This is a genomic window from Thioalkalivibrio paradoxus ARh 1 (assembly GCF_000227685.2).
Classification (GTDB): Bacteria; Pseudomonadota; Gammaproteobacteria; order Ectothiorhodospirales; family Ectothiorhodospiraceae; genus Thioalkalivibrio; species Thioalkalivibrio paradoxus.
This window is the reverse complement of sequence record NZ_CP007029.1, coordinates 2,565,602-2,582,581: the sequence shown is the minus strand read 5'-3', so window position 1 is coordinate 2,582,581 and position 16,980 is coordinate 2,565,602. Positions and strand designations below refer to the sequence as shown.

Here is a 16,980-nt window from a genome sequence, read left to right as displayed (position 1 = left end):
TTCTATTCCGCTTGCGACGGCGTTTCCCATGTTCCAGCGGCTACGTGAAGACATTCAGTGTGTGTTCGCTCGCGACCCGGCCGCGCGGAACTCGTTCGAGGTGCTTACGGCCTACCCGGGTCTGCACGCCGTCTGGGTGCATCGGCTCGCACACGGACTCTGGCGATGGCGGCTGCGGTGGCTGGCCCGCGTGCTGGCGAACGTCGGGCGGCTGCTCACCGGCATCGAGATCCACCCGGGGGCGCGGATCGGGCGCCGCTTCTTCATCGACCACGGGATGGGTGTGGTGATCGGCGAAACCGCCGAGATCGGCGACGACTGCACCTTGTATCACCAGGTGACCCTCGGCGGGACCAGTTGGGACAGGGGGAAGCGCCACCCCACGCTGGACGACGGCGTGGTGATCGGTGCCGGCGCGAAGGTGCTGGGGCCGGTGCATATCGGCGCGCGGGCCCGGATCGGCTCCAACGCGGTGGTGCTGCGCGACGTCCCTGCGGACGCAACCGCGGTCGGAATCCCCGCGCGGGTGCTCGGGCCGCGGCCGGAGCCGAACCCCCGCTTCAAGGCGATGGCCGACCGGATGGGCTTCGACGCCTACGGTCTGACCCGCGACATGCCGGACCCGGTGGCCAATGCGATCCACCGGATCGTCGATCATCTGCATGAGGTCGACGAGCGCATGGAACGCGCCTGTGAAGCGCTGAAGAAAGCGGGGATCGACATCGGTACCGACGAGGAACTGCATCCGATCTCGAATTGCGATCTCGAGGGGCTTGAGCCCGAGGAATGCGAAATTCCCCCACGCAAAACCTCGGGAAATACCTGATCGGGCTCATCGGGTACCATCCTCCTGCCTGGATGCCGGAGGGCGCGACCGCGATGAAGCTGACCACCAAGGGACGTTACGCCGTGACCGCGATGCTCGATGTCGCGATGCATGCGCAACAGCGGCCGGTATCGCTTGCCGACGTGGCCAGACGGCAGCACCTTTCGCTTTCCTATCTCGAGCAGCTCTTTGCCCGGCTGCGGCGCAAGGGGCTGGTGAGCAGCAGCCGGGGACCGGGCGGCGGTTACCGCCTGAGTCACCCGCCCGAGGCGATCACCGTGGCCGATATCATCGTCGCAGTCGACGAACCGGTGGACGTGACCCGTTGCGGAGGGGAGGCCAACTGCACCCATCGCTCGCAGTGCCTGACGCATGACCTCTGGACCGATCTGAGCCGGCAGGTCGAACGCTTCCTGAGTGAGCGCTCGCTTGCCGACGTGTTGCACCGGCACCGGGCAGCACGTGCCGCGCGCGCTGGGCTGCCGGAATCCAGTGCAGGCCGGGACACGATTCCGATCGCGGCAGCGGCCGATTCGGAATCCCGCTGAATCGGCGGCAGCCCGCTCCGGCGTCCACGAACCGGCGGCGCCCGGTTTCGTTGCCCTGGGTGCCGGCTGCCGCTAGACTACGCCGCGATTGCAGCGTCATGGACCCGCCGCCTGGCGGGTTCTTGTTTTCAAACACCATCGAGGAGATCATCTGTGGCCCAGGAGCGTACCCTGTCCATCATCAAGCCCGACGCGGTCGCCAAGAACGTGATCGGCGATATCTACAGCCGATTCGAGAAAGGGGGGCTGCAGATCGTGGCCGCGCGTATGCTGCACCTGAGTCGCGACCAGGCCGAGGGCTTCTACGCAGTGCACCGGGAGCGCCCGTTTTTCCGCGATCTGGTCGACTTCATGATCTCGGGTCCGGTGATGGTGCAGGTGCTGGAAGGCGAGGATGCGATCCGCCGGCATCGTGACATCATGGGCGCTACCAACCCGAAGGAAGCAGCTCCGGGAACCATCCGTGCCGACTTCGCGACCAGCATCGACGAAAACGCGGTCCATGGCTCCGATGGTCCTGATACCGCGAAGACCGAAATCGCCTTTTTCTTCGACGAAGCGGCCATTTGTCCACGTACCCGCTAGCGGGAAGCGCCCCGGGCTCCGGCACGCAGGACTTGCCGCAGAGATCTGTTCGAGTGCGGTCACCGGGTCTGACAGCCCGGGTCACCTGTCGGTGCCCCGGAGTGCGCGCGCGTCGTTGGTGGATTAAACTAGCACTTTCGGTCCCTGAACAGAAGCCATGTCAGCATCTCCCGCCAACCGACTGAATTTGCTGGGCATGCCGCGCCAGCGCCTTGCCGGCCAGTTCGAGAACTGGGGGGAGCGGGGGTTTCGTGCGACCCAGCTGGTGAAGTGGATCCATCAGCGTGGTGTCACCGACTTTGCCGCGATGACCGATCTCTCCAAGGCGCTGCGCGAGCGGCTCGGCCTGCTCGCGACCCTCGAACTGCCCGAGATTGCGCTGGAGCGACGCTCCGATGACGGTACGGTCAAATGGGTGCTGCGCCTCGCAGACGGGAACGCAATCGAAACCGTCTATATACCGGAGGACGACCGCGGAACCCTGTGCATTTCCTCGCAGGTCGGGTGCGCGCTCGACTGTACGTTCTGCTCCACGGCGCAGCAAGGGTTCAACCGCAACCTGAGCGCGCAGGAAATCATCGGGCAGCTGTGGCTGGCCAATCGGCGTCTGCCGATTCCGGAAGGCCGCTCGCGGGCGGTTACCAACGTGGTGTTCATGGGCATGGGCGAGCCGCTGGCGAACGTCGAAGCCGTCGTCGATGCGGTCGACCTGATGCTGGACGACAATGCCTACGGACTCAGCAAGCGGCGGGTCACGGTCAGCACCTCGGGTCTGGTGCCCGCGCTCGATCGTCTGGGCGCGAGTACCGACGTGGCGTTGGCGGTGAGCCTGCACGCGCCGAACGACGCCCTGCGTGACCGCCTGGTACCGATCAATCGCAAATATCCGATCCGCGAGCTGCTCGATGCCTGCCGGCGGTATACCCGCGACGGGGCCCGGCACCATCGGGTGACCTTCGAGTACGTGCTGCTGGCCGGGATCAACGATCAGCCGCAGCATGCGCGGGAGTTGATCACGCTGCTGCGGGATGTACCCTGCAAAATCAACCTGATTCCGTTTAATCCTTTTCCTGGTTCTCCGTTCGTTCGGCCGTCGGCCAATGCGGTGCAGGTGTTCGAGAAGCTGCTCGACGATGCTGGTTTCGTGACGATCGTACGGCGTACCCGCGGCGATGACATCGACGCCGCCTGCGGGCAGCTGGTCGGACAGGTGGCCGACCGCAGCGGACGCGAGGCACGCATGATCCGGCTGCACGCGGCGCTTCCACAGCCGGCGGGTGCCCGCGCATGAGCCGGGTTCCCGCGGCACGGCCGACCGTTCGCGTATTCCGGATTGGTTTCTGGCTGCTGGTGGCCAGCCTGCTCGCGGGTTGCGCGGGGCTGCAGCCGCAGGCCTCGGACGACCAGCGTCGTGCGGCGGAAATCAATGCGGAACTGGGGGTCAGCTACCTGCGCCAGAACGAACTGGCCCAGGCACAACGTGCTCTGGAGCGTTCGCTGCAGTTCGATCCGAACCTCGCGCTGGCACACCTGGGCATGGCCTCGCTACGCGAAAGGCAGGGCGCGCTGGACTCAGCCGAGGAACATTATCGGCGGGCGCTGTCACTGGATCGACGCGATCCCTATGCGCAGACCAATCTGGGTGATCTGCTCTGCCGCAAGGGCGATTATCGCGAGGGACTCGAATTGCTCGAACGGGCGATTGCCAACCCGTCCTATCCTGCGCGCGGGATTGCTCTGCTGAGCGCAGGGAAATGCCATGCGCGTGCCGGCGACCGCGAACGTGCGGAAGAACGCTTGCGTGAAGCGCTGCGAATCGATCCGGAGTCCCCGGAAGCACTCTACGAGCTGGCCCAGCTGACCTTCGAGGCTGGGCGGCCGTTTCAGACCCGGGCGTTTCTGTCGCGGCTCGAGGCCCTGGGGATCGTGATGCCGGAATCGCTGCTGCTCTGCTACCGGGCGGAGACGCAGTTGGGCAATGCCGAGGATGCGCGGCGCTGTGCCGACCGGCTGAAACGGGATTTCCGGGATAGCGACGAGGCGGCCACACTCCTGCGCGAGGAACGTCAGCGTGGTTGAGCGCAGGGAAAAGGAACCGGTGTTCGGGCACCTGGACGATGTCGACGAGACCGGCGATCTGTCCGCCGGTGGGCGGCTGCGCAGCGGCAGTCGGCGTAGCGAGGCAGAGACACCCGGACCGGAGGTCAGCGGCCTGGCCGCTGACCGGCGCGACCAGGAGCCCGCGCCGCTCCCTGCGGCGTACGACGCCGGCAGGCCGGCGTCGGACCTGCTGAACACAAGGGTCCAGTCGCCAGAGCCCCCTGCGACCGACGCGGAGGCTCTCTCCGGGAGTCCGGGCGCGGGAATGCGCGGCGCGCGCGAGCAGCGCGGGCTGGACATCGGCACGCTCGCAATGCGGACGCGGCTGTCACGGCGAATCATCGAGGCGATGGAGGCCAACCGCTTCGATTCGATTCCTCCGGCCTATGTGCGGGGGTACCTGCGCGCGGTCGCGCGCGAACTGGGGGCCGACGCCGATCGCTGGATACGGGCGTACGAGGGCTTGGGATACTCCGATCCGATCGTGCGGCCCACGGTACAGCGAAACCCCTCCGGGCATTTGGGGTTCAGTGCGGCGCTTTGGTACACGATGGTCGCGGCGATTCTGGTGACCGCGTTCGGCCTCGGCATTTATGCCTGGACCGAGGGCGAGCCGGAACGCGGGAATCCGCTGGCCGGCTTGGTCGCCTGGGTCGGCGAGATTCCGTCCCGGTTTGCGACCACGCCATCGGAACCGGCAGCGCCCGACCACGAGCCGGTTGCCGGCGTGCCGTCCGCTCCTGCCGCACCCCCGGATGAGCCTGCCGACGTCGCCTGGGGCCCCGGCGGTGAACCTGTGGGCCCGGTTGCCGAGCCCCTGGCGCTGGAGCCGCTGCCGGAGCCACTCGCATCGGTCGTCGACCCCGAGGTCGGTGTCGACGTTGCCCCGCGTCAGGAGCCCGATCGGGAACACGCGGCTCCCCCCGCAGTGCCGAATGCGGACGCGCCGCCACCGCAAATCGAGCCCGCCGAGGCGGCCCCGACTCCGGCGACGCCCGCCGTTGAGCCGGATGCACCTGCACCGGATGCGACGGCACCGGACACGGCAGTGACCGAAGCCCCCGCCGAAACCGTTGCAGCGCCGGCGGAAGAGGGGAGCGCAGTCCTGACGCTCGCGTTCGAAGACACTTCCTGGGTGGAGATCCGGTCGGCATCCGACCGTGTCGAGCTGCGCGGCATCTACCATTCGGGCGACGAACAACGGGTCGTCGTCGAACTGCCGGCGCGGGTGGTACTGGGCAACGCACCGGCTGTCCGCCTGGTACGCGACGCCGCGCCCGTCGATCTGGCGCCGCACACGCGTGGCGACCGCACCGCTCGATTCAGCCTGGATCTCGAATGACTGGATCCCGAATGATGCTGGCCCATGCCGATGCCGAAGGTAGCGGGAGCTGCCGGACATGAAGGCGATCCAATCGATCCGGGGGATGCACGACATCCTCCCCGATACCGTGTACCTGTGGCAGTACCTCGAGGACCGTCTCCGGTCACTGCTCGACGCCTACGGTTACCAGGAAATTCGACTGCCGGCGGTCGAGTTCACCGAACTGTTCGCGCGTTCCATCGGCGACGTGACCGATATCGTCGAGAAGGAGATGTACACCTTCGAGGATCGCAACGGCGATCGGCTCAGCCTGCGGCCCGAGGGTACCGCTGGCTGCGTGCGCGCGGGGATCGAGCACGGGCTGCTGCACAACCAGGTCCAGCGGCTCTGGTACCAGGGGCCGATGTTTCGGCACGAACGGCCCCAGAAGGGGCGTTACCGCCAGTTCCACCAGGTGGGGATGGAAGTCTTCGGGTTGCAGGGGCCGGACGTGGACGCCGAGATGCTGGCGTTTACCGCGCGGCTCTGGAAGGCGCTCGGGCTGCGGAACCTGCGCCTCGAACTCAACACCCTTGGTACGCCGGCGAGCCGGCTGCGTTATCGGGAACGCCTGATCGACTATTTCGAGGTGCATCGCGACGGGCTGGATCCCGAGGCATTGCGGCGTCTGCACGACAATCCATTGCGTCTGCTCGACAGCAAGCATCCGGACACCGCGGCGATTGCGCGGGAGGCGCCGACCCTGCTGGACGATCTCGACGCCGACTCGCGGGCCCATTTCGAGGGCTTGCGCGCGAATCTGGATGCGCTGGGGGTCGTCTACACCCACAACCCCCGGCTGGTGCGCGGCCTGGACTACTACACTCACACCGTGTTCGAGTGGATCACCGACGAACTTGGCGCGCAGGGAACGGTCTGTGCCGGAGGGCGCTACGATGGGCTGGTGGAACAGCTGGGCGGGCGTGCGACACCGGCGATCGGGCTGGCGATGGGGCTCGAGCGCCTGGTCAGCCTGCTCGCCGAGCAGTCCGCGGTGGCGGCTCCGGAAGGACCCGACATCTATCTGGTGGTGCCCGCGGACGACGCCAGAATCCAGGCGCTGCTGCTCGCCGAGCGTTTGCGCGATGCGCTGCCCAGCCTGCGTCTGGTGCTGAACTGCGGCGGCGGCAGCATCAAGGCGCAGATGAAGAAGGCCGACAGGACCGGCGCCCGCTACGCGGTGATCCTCGGCCCCGACGAAATCGCGTCCGGTACCGCTGTGGTCAAGGCCATGCGCGATCCGGGCGCGAGTCAGCTGACCGTGTCCCAGGACGACCTGGCCGCATTGATGCAGGCCCGGCTGGGCCGATGAACCGGAATCACTCCGGAGGAAACAGACGATGAGCTACCTCACCGACGAGGAAAAGGCGGAGGCCATCAAGAAATGGTGGTCGGACAACGGCGCGGCCGTGATCGGCGGGCTGGTGCTCGGCATCGCCGGACTGTTTGGATGGAATTGGTGGACCGACCGCCAGGCCTCAAAAGCCGAGGCGGCCTCGGAGATCTACATGGCGGTACTCTCGCATGTCGGGGCCGGCCAGTATGCGCAGGCTTCGGCGCTGGCCACCGATCTGGTCGAGAAAGGCCGCGGTACCCCGTATGCCGCGATGGGCTGGGCCCTGATCGCCGACATGGCGGTGCGGCAAAGCGATGACGATCGCGCGATCCATGCGCTGGAGCAGGCGCGCGAGAACGCGCGGGACAAGGGCTACCGGCAGGTGCTCACGCTGCGCCTGGTGCGGCATCTGGTGGCCCAGGAACGACTCGACGAGGCCGAGACACTGCTGGGCGAGGTCCGCGACGAGCCGTTCGCCGGTCTGCGGGCCGAACTCCACGGCGACATTGCCCGTGACCGCGGGGAGACTGAGCGCGCGCGGCAGTTCTACGAAGAGGCCCTCGCAGCAGGGCACAACACCGAATACCTGCGCCTGAAGCTCGATGAACTGTCCGCATAAGGGGTGCCCGACGCCATGATCTCCGTAGCGCTGCGTCTTTCGCTCGCGACCGCGCTGGTCCTGTCTCTGGCGGCCTGCGGCCTGTGGTCCAGGGATACCACTGAACCGCCGGCCCCGCTGCCGGAGTTTACGGCGCTGGGCAGCCCGATGACGCTCTGGTCGCGTTCGATCGGCGGTAGCGGCGACCGCTACCTCTGGCAGGTGCAGCCGGGCGTGACCGACGGCCTGGTGGTGGCCGCAGACGCCAGGGGCCGTGTAACCGCGCTGGACCGCGATTCCGGCAGCCCCCGTTGGGAGACGCGGCTAGGCGATGCGCGCATTTCGTCCGGGGTCGGCGTCGGCGGCGGTGTCGCGGTCGTCGGCACGCTGGATGGCGAGGCGATCGCGCTGAACCTCGAAAACGGCGACGAGATCTGGCGTACCCAACTGTCGAGCGAGCTGCTCGGGATCTCGGCAGTTGCCGGGGGCATCGTGGTCGCGCGCAGCAACGACGGGCGTCTGCACGCGCTGGATGCGGCGTCGGGTTCGGTTCAGTGGACCGTGTTGCGCACGACGCCGGCGCTGAGTCTGCGTGGCGCCCAGGTGCCGCGGATGCTGCCCGGGCGGGTGCTCGCAAGCTTCGACAACGGGCGTATGCTGATGCTCGGCGCCCAGCGCGGGAACGTGCTGTGGGAGGCGACGCTGGCGGTACCGTCGGGGCGTTCGGATCTGGAACGCCTGATCGATGCCGATGGCCATATTCCTGTGTACCGGGGCGTGGCTTTCGCTACCACCTACCAGGGCCGGCTGGCCGCCGTCACGCTGGACAGCGGCGACCTGATCTGGGCCCGGGACTTTTCGTCCTACCAGGGGGGCGATATCCATTCCGACTCCGAGATTCTGGTGATGACCGCAAGCGACAGTCACGTGTGGGGCCTGGATCCGCGCAACGGCGGCGACCTCTGGCAGCAGCGGGATCTGCGCCTGCGCGGCCTGACCGCACCGGTCGTGGCCGGTGACCAGGCCGTGGTAGGCGACTACCAGGGCTATCTGCACTGGCTCAATGTCCGCGATGGCGGGATCGTGGCTCGAACCCGAGCGGGATCCGGGGGCATCGTGAGCCGGCCGGTGCTCGATGACGGCGTGCTCTACGTGCTGGCGGCCAACGGCCAGCTCAGCGCGATCCGGGCGCGCGTCGGCAATGACTGAGACCTTTTCCGGGGCCGCTGCGACCGGCCCCGCACGTCCGGGCCTGCGATGATCCCGGTGATCGCCCTGGTCGGGCGGCCCAACGTTGGCAAGTCGACGCTGTTCAACCAATTGACGCGGTCCCGCGACGCGCTGGTTGCCGACCTGCCGGGGCTGACCCGGGACCGGCAATACGGAATCGGCCGGGTCGGCGGCTTTCCGTACATGGTCGTCGATACCGGCGGACTCTCGGGCGAAGACGCGACGATGGATGCCGCGATGGCCCAGCAGACGCGGCAGGCGATCCGCGAGGCGGATCTGGTGCTGTTGCTGGTGGATGCCCGCTCGGGTCTGACCGCGCAGGACCAGGCGATCGCCAGCGATCTTCGTGCCGAGGGCGTGCGGGCATTGCTGGTCGCGAACAAGACCGACGGCCTGGATATCGACTCGGCCACTGCGGAATTCCACGCGCTCGGCCTCGGCGCGATCGCGCCGATTGCGGCCGCGCATGGCCGCGGCGTCTCGCAGCTGATGCAGCGCGTGCATGACGCGCTGGCCCCGAACGGCGACGACGGGGCGGCCGATCCCGGTACCGCGCTGGATCGCTGGCCCGGGATCCGGGTCGCGCTGGTGGGCCGCCCGAACGCCGGCAAGTCCACGCTGATCAATCGACTGCTCGGCGAGGAGCGGGTACTGGCCACGCCGATTGCGGGCACCACGCGCGACAGCATCTTCATCCCGTTTCAGCGCGACGGCCAGGACTACACGCTGATCGACACGGCCGGCGTGCGGCGGCGGGCCCGCGTGCACGACGCGGTCGAGAAGTTCAGTGTCGTGAAAACGCTGCAGGCGATCGATGCCGCGCATGTGGTGATCATGGTGCTGGACGCGCAGGCGGGGATCGCTGACCAGGACGCGCACCTGCTGGGCATGGTGCTGGACGCGGGCCGCGCATTGGTGCTCGCGGTCAACAAATGGGATGGGCTCGATCCGGATGTGCGCGAACGCGTGCGCCTCGACCTGGAGCGCAAGTTGGGCTTTCTGCGCTTTGCGCGCATGCGGCTGGTGTCGGCGCTGCACGGCACCAATGTCGGCCACCTGCTCGACGATGTGCGCGAGGCTCACGCGAGTGCATTCGTCGAGCTGTCGACGCCGCAGCTCTCGCGCCTGCTGGAATCGGCCGTGGCCGAGCATGCCCCGCCGCTGGTGGGGCACCGTCGCATCAAGCTGCGCTACGCGCACCAGGGCGGTCAGAACCCGCCGGTGATCGTGATCCACGGCAACCAGACCGAGTCGCTGCCGGGCAGCTACCGGCGTTTCCTGGAAAATTTCTTCCGCACGCATCTGCGGCTGGTCGGCACGCCGCTGCGGCTGGAGTTTCGCAGCGGCAAGAACCCGTTTGCCGGGCGCAGGAACGTACTGACCGAGCGCCAGCAGCGCAAGCGCAAGCGGCTGCTCCGGCACGTGAAGCGGCGCTGAGATCGGCCGATGGCGACGCTGTCCGCGCGCGCAGGGGCGCTGGAACCGTTTCGGGTGATGCAGATTCTTGCACAGGCCCAGGAGCGCGAGGCCGAGGGGACCGACGTAATCCACCTGGAGGTGGGCGAACCCGACTTCCCGACGCCAGCGCCGATCGTCGCCGCCGCGCAGCGGGCTCTCGCCGGCGGCCGCACCCGGTACACCGCCGCGCATGGCAGCGCGGCGCTGCGCGCGGCGATCGCCGCCGACTACCGGCGCGGCTTCGGCGTGGATCTGGATCCCGAACGGGTCGTGGTGACGGCGGGTGCGTCGGCGGCGATCCTGCTGGCGCTTGCGGCCGGGACCGACCCCGGCGACCGCGTGCTGCTGCCCGATCCCGGCTACGCCTGCAACCGCCAGTTCGTGCATGCGCTGGGCGCCCGCGCGGACCTGCTCCCGGTCACCGCGGAGCAGGACTTTCAACCGACTGCGAACCATGTGGCCGCGGCGTGGCGCAGCGATACCCGGGCCGTGATGCTCGCGTCGCCGTCGAACCCGACTGGAACGCTCCTGTCCGCTTCCGGGATCGCTGCGATCGCGGAAGCGGTACGTGCCCGCGGCGGGGTTTTGATCGTCGACGAGATCTACGGTCGGCTGGTATTCGACAGCCCGCCGCAGACGGCGCTTTCAGTCGCGCCGGATGCGGTGATCCTGAACAGCTTCTCCAAGTACTACGCGATGACCGGTTGGCGGCTGGGCTGGATGGTCGTGCCCGAGCACTGGATCGAGCCCGTGCGCAGGCTGGCGCAGAACCTGTTCGTCGCCCCGTCGACGCTGGCCCAGGAGGCGGCGCTCGCGGCGTTCGAGCCCGAGACCGACGCATTGCTGCAGGCCCGGGTGCGGGAACTCGCCGAGCGCCGCGACTTCCTGCTGGAAGCCCTGCCATCGCTGGGGCTGCCGGTGCGCGCGCGGCCGGGAGGCGCGTTCTACCTCTACGCCGACAGCACCGGCTACGGCGCCGATTCGGAGCAGTTGTGCGCGCGGCTGCTGCGCGAAGCCGCGGTTGCGCTGACGCCCGGGACCGATTTCAGCCCGGCCGGCGGGCGGGATCACGTCCGGATCGCCTACACGCAGCCGCGGGATCGTCTGGCCGAGGCGGTGGCGCGCATGGCCCGGGTGCTCGCACGCTGAAATGCCGGCAACGGCGGTGCGGCGCGGCCCCGGAAATCAGGCGTCGGTGTAGTCGGCATACATCCGGTCGACATGGTCGCGGTGTCGGTCCAGGATGCGTGCGCGCTTCATCTTCAGTGTGGGGGTCAGCAGGCCGTCGTCGATGGTCCAGGGCTCGCGCAACGCGGTCAGCCGCCGGATCCGCGCATAGCCGGGAAAATCCTTGAGCTGTGCCTGCACGCGCGCCAGCAGGCTGCGTTCGGCGAAGCGGCCGCGCAGGTCGTCGTCACTGTCCGGGTCGATATCGAGTTCGGCTGCGAATTCGCGCCAGGCCGAGTCGTCGAGCACCACCAGCGCCGACAGGAACGGCCGCGCCTCGCCGATCACCAGCACCTGGTCGAACAGCGGGTCGAGCTGGATCGCCATTTCCATGTCCGCGGGCGGCACCTTTTCACCGTTGCCCAGCACGATGATGTCCTTGATGCGCCCGGTAATGAACACGAAGCCGCGATCGTCGACCCGCGCCTTGTCGCCGGTGTGCAGCCAGCCATCGGAGTCGATCGCGGCCGCGGTGGCCTCGTCGTTCCGCCAGTAGCCGAGCATCACGCTGGGGCTGCGGGTGAGCAGCTCGTCCTGCTCGCCGATTCGGATCTCGACACCGGGCAGCGGCTTGCCGATCGACGCGGGCAGGTTGTCATCGGGGCGGTTCACCGTGACCACCGGGCTGGCCTCGGTCAGCCCGTAGCCGTGATACACCGGAAGGCCCAGCCCGATGAAGAATCGGGCGATCGGTGGCGGCAGCGGGGCACCGCCGCAGACGGCGTATTCCAGACGCCCGCCCAGACGTTCCAGCACCTGCCGCGCGACCAGGCGCCGGAGCAGCGGCCACAGCAGCAGGCGGGGCGACCAGCCGGCGCGTCTTTGCAGGTATTCGAACCGCGCCCAGCCGGTGTTCACCGTGGCCTGGAACAGCCGCCGCGCGAATGCCGGCTTCTGCTTCAGACCCGCCTGGATCTTCGCATAGACACTCTCGTAGATGCGCGGCACCGAAACCAGCACTGTCGGCTGCACGACCCGAAGGTCTTCGGCGAGCTGCGCGATCGAGCGCGCGAACGCGACCTCCGCGCCAACCGCCATCGGCAGGAAATATCCCGCGGTGCGCTCCAGCGTGTGCGACAGCGGCAGGAACGACAGGAACACGTCTTCGCCACCGAGAGGTGCGCATTGGGAGGCCGCATGCGCGTTGAACAGCAGCGCGCGGTGCGACAGCATCACGCCTTTCGGGCGCCCGGTGGTTCCCGAGGTATAGACGATCGTCGCGAGGTGGTCGGGTTCCTCCAGGCGGGTGATCAGGTCGCCGTCGAGTCCGAACAGCCAGTCGGCGGCCGCGGTCAGGCGGGGATCTCCGGGGGCACTGTCGTCGTCGAAACCGCGCAGCGAGACGATCGTCGTCACGGTCGGCAACCGGTCCCGCACGGGATGCAACCGTCGCCACTGCGCCCGGTCCTCCAGCAGCAGGACTTTCACGCCTGCCTGCTCAAGGATATAGGCGACGTTGTCCGGGCGATCGTCGGTGTACAGCGGAACCGTGACCAGTCCCAGTCCCAGCGCAGCCTGGTCGAAGGTGATCCACTCCCGGCAGTTGCGCAGCATCATCGCCACCCGGTCGCCGGGTTCCAGTCCTTCGCGGCGTAGGGCCATCTGCCAGCGTCCGACCTCGTGCGCCATGTCGGCCCAGGTGCAGCGTGCCCAGGTGCCCCGGGCCGGATCGAACTGCCGGTAGGCCACCTTCTCCGGACTGGCGTCGACGCGTTCGCGGAACAGGCCCGCCAGGCTGCCCGCGCGTTCCGGCGTGATCACGGTCGTGGTCATGGTTCTCCTGCCGTCGCTACAAGGTGCCCGGCGTCTCCAGCCTTCGGCGCCGGGGGACGCCCATAGTGCAACAGCAACGGCAGGTCTGCCACCGCCGGATCGATCAGAGCCCCAGCGGGTGACGCACGGGTTCGATCGCGAGCGTACCCTGGAACAAGGTCCAGCCGACGAAGAAGATCACCGCGCCGCCCGCAAGCCCGATCCCGGGTCCGGCATAGCGCAGCCCGGAGAGACGCGTGGGGCGCAGCAGGCGCCGTGCCCAGCCGCGCGCCTGCACCGCGAGGATCGCGAGCGCCGATACCGTGATCGCGGTGCCCAGCGACATCGCCAGGACCGCTGCGATTCCCGCGGCCCAGATGCCGAGCATGTACGACACGGCCATCACCAGCACCGCTCCCGAGCACGGGCGGATTCCGACCGCAAGCACGGTCGCATACCAGGGGCCGCGCTGGGTCGGATCGACATGGTGGGGGGTGCCGCAGCCGCAGCCCGGGTGATGCCGATGCGCCGGAGCACTTGGGGCCTGAGCCAGCCGGGGAACAGCGGGAAGACCCGTGTCGTCCGTTGCAATGCGGGTGAAATGCGGCGCTGCCCGATCGCCGCTGGCCGACGCCGGTGCTGCATCCCCGGACGGCAGGCCGGCAGCGGCGGACCGCGCTTCCCGCCGCAGGCGCCAGATCGCGCGTAACGCGCGACCGATCAGCCACAGGCCGAGCAATGCCACCAGCAGGAAGCTCGCGAGTTCCAGGCTGCGCACCTGGCCCATGGTGTCGCGCGCGAGCCAGCCGAGCACGCCGATCAGCACCAGCACCGCGACGATCGCGGTGACGCCCTGCATCAGCGCTGCCGCAGTCGACAGCCCGATTCCGCGCAGCAGCGTCAGCGGGTGCGTCAGCAGGTAGGTGCTGATCACGGCCTTGCCGTGGCCGGGGCCGGCCGCATGGAATATGCCGTAGAGGAAACTCGCCACGATCAGAGCCCAGGCCGTCCGCGCGGTGGGCGCCTCGTCCAGCTGGTGCAGCATCCCGGTCAGCTGCCGGTGCAGGTCGCGCTGGGTCTGGATGACCCAGGCGGACATGCGCTCCAGGGCTCCTGCCGTCTGCTCGGGCGTTTCCGGAGAGGCGGATGCGAACGGGCTGGACGCAGCCGGCACGGGGGCCATCAGCGCGAACAGCAGCAGCCAGGCCGCTGCGATCAGCGCTGGCAGGGCATGGCCGGAACGTGGTGCGTCTGGGCAGCGTCTCATCGGGCTGGCCTCTCGGGCTGTGGTGGGCGGCCTCGGGTCTTCAGGGATCGCAATGGATCAGCACGCGCTCGGCGAACGCCCGGCCGAGATCCTCGAGCGGCGCGCGCTGGTTGCGGTCCAGCGTTGCGGCGTAGGCGACCAGACGCGGATCCGGGCGGGGCGACTCGATCTGCGTGGTACATCCCTGCCCGCGGTCGAGGTGGATCACATCCTCCGCATCGTGCAGCACCTCGATCCAGTAACTCGGGTCGTAGACCCGGTATTCGAGCGGGGCATCGGCATCCGGGCGCGTCTGTTCCAGCGGCAGCTCGAAGGAAAGGTGCAGGCGCCGCTGGCGCCATTCGAGACGGCCTTCGCGGGCATCGGGGATGGTCTGCCGATCGCCGCTACGGCGGACTTCGGTGAAATAGTCGTAGTCGCGCAGGGCCGCGAGCATGCGCGCGCCGATCTTGTCCAGCGCGGCGGTCAGGGCCAGCCCCGGGTAGGAGGCCTCCAGGTCCTGCAACAGCAGGTGGCTGTAGCTGGGGTCCAGCATCCATTCCTGCCGCATCGCGTGGAGGTCGCCGCCGGGTTCGAAGGTCAGGCTGACCCGCAGGTCGATCCAGGCATGCGGATGCGCCTGTACCGCGCCGGCCACAGCCAGCAGCGCCGCCAGCGCCAGCCAGCGGCCGGGGTTCCGGGTCTGTGGCCGGTTGCGGGTCCCCCGCCGGCTCATGGCGTTTCGCTGGATACCGCGTCCATGCGCTGCCAGCGCGTACCCTCAGGCGTGTCTTCCAGCTGGATCCCTGCCGCCGCGAGCTGATCGCGGATCGCGTCCGAGCGCGCGAAATCGCGCGCCTTGCGCGCGGCTTGCCGCTCGGCGATGCGCTGCTCGATCCACTCGGCATCCGGACCGGTGTCGGTGCCTGCGTGGAACCAGTCGCCGGGGTCTTGCTGCAACAGGCCGAGCAGTTCACCCGCGGCGAGGAGCGCCCCCTTGTGCCGGGCGGCTTCGGCCGGCGCCGCAGCGCCGGCCAGGGCGTCGGCCATGCGGTGCAGTTCGGCGATCGCCTCCGGGGTGTTCAGATCGTCGAGCAGCGCCGCGAACACCGGCGATTCGCGTTCGTCCACCTCGGCGGCGGGGGTGCCGGCATGGTCGCGCAGCACTCGGTACATGCTGTTCAACGCGCTGCGCGCCTGCGCCAGTCCGCGCTCGGAGAAGTTCAGCGGCGCCCGGTAGTGCCGGGCGAGCAGTGCCAGGCGCAGCACCTCACCGGGGTAGGCGGTCAGCAGTTCGCGCAGTAGCCGGAAGTTGCCGAGCGACTTGGACATCTTCTCGCCGTCGACGGTCACATGCCCGTTGTGTACCCAGAAACGCGCGTATTCGACGCCGTGCGCGCCGCAGCCCTGCGCGATCTCATTCTCGTGGTGGGGAAAGACCAGGTCGTGCCCGCCGCCGTGGATGTCGATCGTCTCGCCCAGGTGGGTCTCGATCATCGCCGAGCATTCCAGGTGCCAGCCCGGCCGTCCGGGGCCCCACGGGCTCTCCCACGCGGGTTCTCCCGGTTTCGACGGTTTCCAAAGCACGAAATCCGCGGGATCCCGTTTGTATTCCGCGACCTCGACACGGGCACCGGCGCGCATATCGTCGAGGCTGCGGCCGGACAGGCGCCCGTACTCGGGATACGAATGCACCGCATACAGCGCATGGTGGTCCGCCAGGTACGCATGTCCGCGTGCGATCAGGCGCTCGATCAGTGAGATCATCTGCGGGATATGCTCGGTGGCGCGTGGCTCCAGGCTCGGCGGCAAGGCACCGAGGCGGGCCACGTCCTCGTGGAACGCCTGCGTGTAGCGCGCGGCGAGCACGCCGATGTCCTCGTGGTTTTCGGCCGCGGCCTGATTGATCTTGTCGTCGACGTCGGTGATGTTGCGTGCGTAGAACACATGATCGGCCCCGTACAACGCGCGCAGCACACGGAACAGGACGTCGAACACGACGACCGGGCGGCCATTGCCGATGTGCACGAAGTTGTACACCGTCGGGCCGCAGACATACATCGTGACCCGTTCCGGATCATCGGGAACGAAGGGTTCCAGCTTCCCGCCCAGGGTATTGTGCAGCCGCAGGGTCTGGTTCATCGCGACCCTCCCGACGCGGGCCCGGGCGCTGTTTCCCCGGTGCCGCGGTACAGCGTTTCCGGGTCGATCAGCGGGTCTGCGGTGATCACGACCTCGTCGCCGTCGACCCGCAGGAAGAAACAATTGGAACGTCCGGTATGGCAGGCGGGGCCGGTCTGATCCACCCGCAGCAGCAGGGTGTCGCCGTCGCAGTCGATGTGCAGGGCCTTCAGATGCTGCACCTGACCCGAACTCTCGCCCTTGCGCCAGAGGCGGCCGCGGGAGCGCGAGAAATAGCAGACACGTCCGGTTGCAAGGGTTTCTTCGAGGGCCTCGTCGTTCATCCAGGCCATCATCAGCACTTCGCCGGTGTCGTGTTGCTGTGCGATCGCGGGGATCAGGCCGTCGGCGTTGCGCTTGAGCACCGCCAGCAACTCGGCGCGAGAAAAGCGCGTGCCTCGGGGCTGTTTTTCGATATTCTTGAACATGTCGGGGGATTCGGCTCCACCTGGGTGAATCGCCTGGGACGGTTGCACATGGTAGCACCCCACCGCAGCGTCTCCGGGGTGCGAAGTTCCCGGAATTCGATG

General features: G+C 68.3%; 16 protein-coding genes. 11 read left to right on the top strand and 5 right to left on the bottom strand.

Translation table 11 applies throughout. From position 1 onward, the window contains the following. The first annotated feature begins 28 nt into the window (after positions 1 to 28). The 11 genes from cysE (at position 29) to THITH_RS11500 (ending at position 11,193) form a co-directional block, all read left to right on the top strand. Complete coding sequence (gene cysE / locus THITH_RS11550) at positions 29 to 826, top strand: serine O-acetyltransferase (protein ID WP_006747923.1); 798 nt, start codon at positions 29 to 31, stop codon at positions 824 to 826. 53 nt (positions 827 to 879) lie between these two features. After that, entirely contained in the window at positions 880 to 1,374 is a 495-nt protein-coding gene (locus THITH_RS11545; protein WP_025367518.1) for an Rrf2 family transcriptional regulator, read from the top strand. Positions 1,375 to 1,527: 153 nt separating this feature from the next. Next, complete coding sequence (ndk, locus tag THITH_RS11540; RefSeq protein WP_006747925.1) at positions 1,528 to 1,959, top strand: nucleoside-diphosphate kinase; 432 nt, start codon at positions 1,528 to 1,530, stop codon at positions 1,957 to 1,959. Between the two features lie 157 nt (positions 1,960 to 2,116). Then, a complete protein-coding gene (rlmN, locus tag THITH_RS11535) occupies positions 2,117 to 3,250 on the top strand; it encodes a 23S rRNA (adenine(2503)-C(2))-methyltransferase RlmN (protein WP_006747926.1) in 1,134 nt (377 codons plus the stop codon). Next, on the top strand, positions 3,247 to 4,038 hold the full coding sequence (gene pilW / locus THITH_RS11530) for a type IV pilus biogenesis/stability protein PilW (RefSeq protein WP_006747927.1): 792 nt from the start codon (positions 3,247 to 3,249) through the stop codon (positions 4,036 to 4,038). The genes rlmN and pilW overlap by 4 nt, the downstream gene beginning before the upstream one ends. Further along, entirely contained in the window at positions 4,031 to 5,401 is a 1,371-nt protein-coding gene (locus THITH_RS11525; RefSeq protein ID WP_006747928.1) for a helix-turn-helix domain-containing protein, read from the top strand. The genes pilW and THITH_RS11525 overlap by 8 nt, the downstream gene beginning before the upstream one ends. Positions 5,402 to 5,459: 58 nt before the next feature. Next, positions 5,460 to 6,734, top strand: coding sequence for a histidine--tRNA ligase (gene hisS / locus THITH_RS11520; RefSeq protein ID WP_006747929.1), 1,275 nt, complete (start codon positions 5,460 to 5,462; stop codon positions 6,732 to 6,734). 28 nt (positions 6,735 to 6,762) lie between these two features. Continuing rightward, positions 6,763 to 7,377, top strand: a complete 615-nt coding sequence (locus tag THITH_RS11515; RefSeq protein WP_006747930.1) for a YfgM family protein — start codon at positions 6,763 to 6,765, stop codon at positions 7,375 to 7,377. A gap of 30 nt (positions 7,378 to 7,407) precedes the next feature. Further along, positions 7,408 to 8,565, top strand: coding sequence for an outer membrane protein assembly factor BamB (bamB, locus tag THITH_RS11510; protein ID WP_025367517.1), 1,158 nt, complete (start codon positions 7,408 to 7,410; stop codon positions 8,563 to 8,565). Positions 8,566 to 8,613: 48 nt separating this feature from the next. After that, the gene (der, locus tag THITH_RS11505) at positions 8,614 to 10,023 is read left to right on the top strand and encodes a ribosome biogenesis GTPase Der (protein ID WP_006747932.1); all 1,410 of its coding nucleotides are present in this window, start codon (positions 8,614 to 8,616) and stop codon (positions 10,021 to 10,023) included. 9 nt (positions 10,024 to 10,032) lie between these two features. Further along, positions 10,033 to 11,193 (top strand): aminotransferase class I/II-fold pyridoxal phosphate-dependent enzyme, encoded by a 1,161-nt coding sequence (locus THITH_RS11500; protein ID WP_006747933.1) that lies wholly within the window; start codon positions 10,033 to 10,035, stop codon positions 11,191 to 11,193. 36 nt (positions 11,194 to 11,229) lie between these two features. On the opposite strand, the gene THITH_RS11495 is transcribed toward THITH_RS11500, so the two are convergent. The 5 genes from THITH_RS11495 to hisI all read right to left on the bottom strand — a co-directional run bounded on the left by THITH_RS11495 (position 11,230) and on the right by hisI (position 16,878). Beyond that, positions 11,230 to 13,044, bottom strand: a complete 1,815-nt coding sequence (locus THITH_RS11495) for an AMP-dependent synthetase/ligase (RefSeq protein WP_006747934.1) — start codon at positions 13,042 to 13,044, stop codon at positions 11,230 to 11,232. Between the two features lie 103 nt (positions 13,045 to 13,147). Next, the gene (locus THITH_RS11490; protein WP_006747935.1) at positions 13,148 to 14,290 is read right to left on the bottom strand and encodes a nickel/cobalt transporter; all 1,143 of its coding nucleotides are present in this window, start codon (positions 14,288 to 14,290) and stop codon (positions 13,148 to 13,150) included. Positions 14,291 to 14,330: 40 nt separating this feature from the next. Further along, a complete protein-coding gene (locus tag THITH_RS11485) occupies positions 14,331 to 15,005 on the bottom strand; it encodes a DUF1007 family protein (RefSeq protein WP_006747936.1) in 675 nt (224 codons plus the stop codon). Further along, positions 15,002 to 16,411: a cysteine--tRNA ligase gene (gene cysS, locus THITH_RS11480; RefSeq protein WP_006747937.1), complete on the bottom strand. Its 1,410-nt coding sequence runs from the start codon at positions 16,409 to 16,411 to the stop codon at positions 15,002 to 15,004. The genes THITH_RS11485 and cysS overlap by 4 nt, the downstream gene beginning before the upstream one ends. Then, the gene (gene hisI / locus THITH_RS11475; RefSeq protein WP_025367516.1) at positions 16,408 to 16,878 is read right to left on the bottom strand and encodes a phosphoribosyl-AMP cyclohydrolase; all 471 of its coding nucleotides are present in this window, start codon (positions 16,876 to 16,878) and stop codon (positions 16,408 to 16,410) included. The genes cysS and hisI overlap by 4 nt, the downstream gene beginning before the upstream one ends. Positions 16,879 to 16,980 lie beyond the last annotated feature (102 nt).

What these genes read in the sequence shown, in the direction of transcription:
- THITH_RS11485 (WP_006747936.1), bottom strand. Translation starts at nt 15,005, where the DNA reads ATGAGCCGGCGGGGGACCCGCAACCGGCCACAGACCCGGAACCCCGGC.
- pilW (WP_006747927.1), top strand. Translation starts at nt 3,247, where the DNA reads ATGAGCCGGGTTCCCGCGGCACGGCCGACCGTTCGCGTATTCCGGATT.
- der (WP_006747932.1), top strand. Translation starts at nt 8,614, where the DNA reads ATGATCCCGGTGATCGCCCTGGTCGGGCGGCCCAACGTTGGCAAGTCG.
- cysS (WP_006747937.1), bottom strand. Translation starts at nt 16,411, where the DNA reads ATGAACCAGACCCTGCGGCTGCACAATACCCTGGGCGGGAAGCTGGAA.
- THITH_RS11495 (WP_006747934.1), bottom strand. Translation starts at nt 13,044, where the DNA reads ATGACCACGACCGTGATCACGCCGGAACGCGCGGGCAGCCTGGCGGGC.
- THITH_RS11500 (WP_006747933.1), top strand. Translation starts at nt 10,033, where the DNA reads ATGGCGACGCTGTCCGCGCGCGCAGGGGCGCTGGAACCGTTTCGGGTG.
- cysE (WP_006747923.1), top strand. Translation starts at nt 29, where the DNA reads ATGTTCCAGCGGCTACGTGAAGACATTCAGTGTGTGTTCGCTCGCGAC.
- THITH_RS11490 (WP_006747935.1), bottom strand. Translation starts at nt 14,290, where the DNA reads ATGAGACGCTGCCCAGACGCACCACGTTCCGGCCATGCCCTGCCAGCG.
- hisI (WP_025367516.1), bottom strand. Translation starts at nt 16,878, where the DNA reads ATGTTCAAGAATATCGAAAAACAGCCCCGAGGCACGCGCTTTTCTCGC.
- THITH_RS11545 (WP_025367518.1), top strand. Translation starts at nt 880, where the DNA reads ATGAAGCTGACCACCAAGGGACGTTACGCCGTGACCGCGATGCTCGAT.
- rlmN (WP_006747926.1), top strand. Translation starts at nt 2,117, where the DNA reads ATGTCAGCATCTCCCGCCAACCGACTGAATTTGCTGGGCATGCCGCGC.
- hisS (WP_006747929.1), top strand. Translation starts at nt 5,460, where the DNA reads ATGAAGGCGATCCAATCGATCCGGGGGATGCACGACATCCTCCCCGAT.
- THITH_RS11515 (WP_006747930.1), top strand. Translation starts at nt 6,763, where the DNA reads ATGAGCTACCTCACCGACGAGGAAAAGGCGGAGGCCATCAAGAAATGG.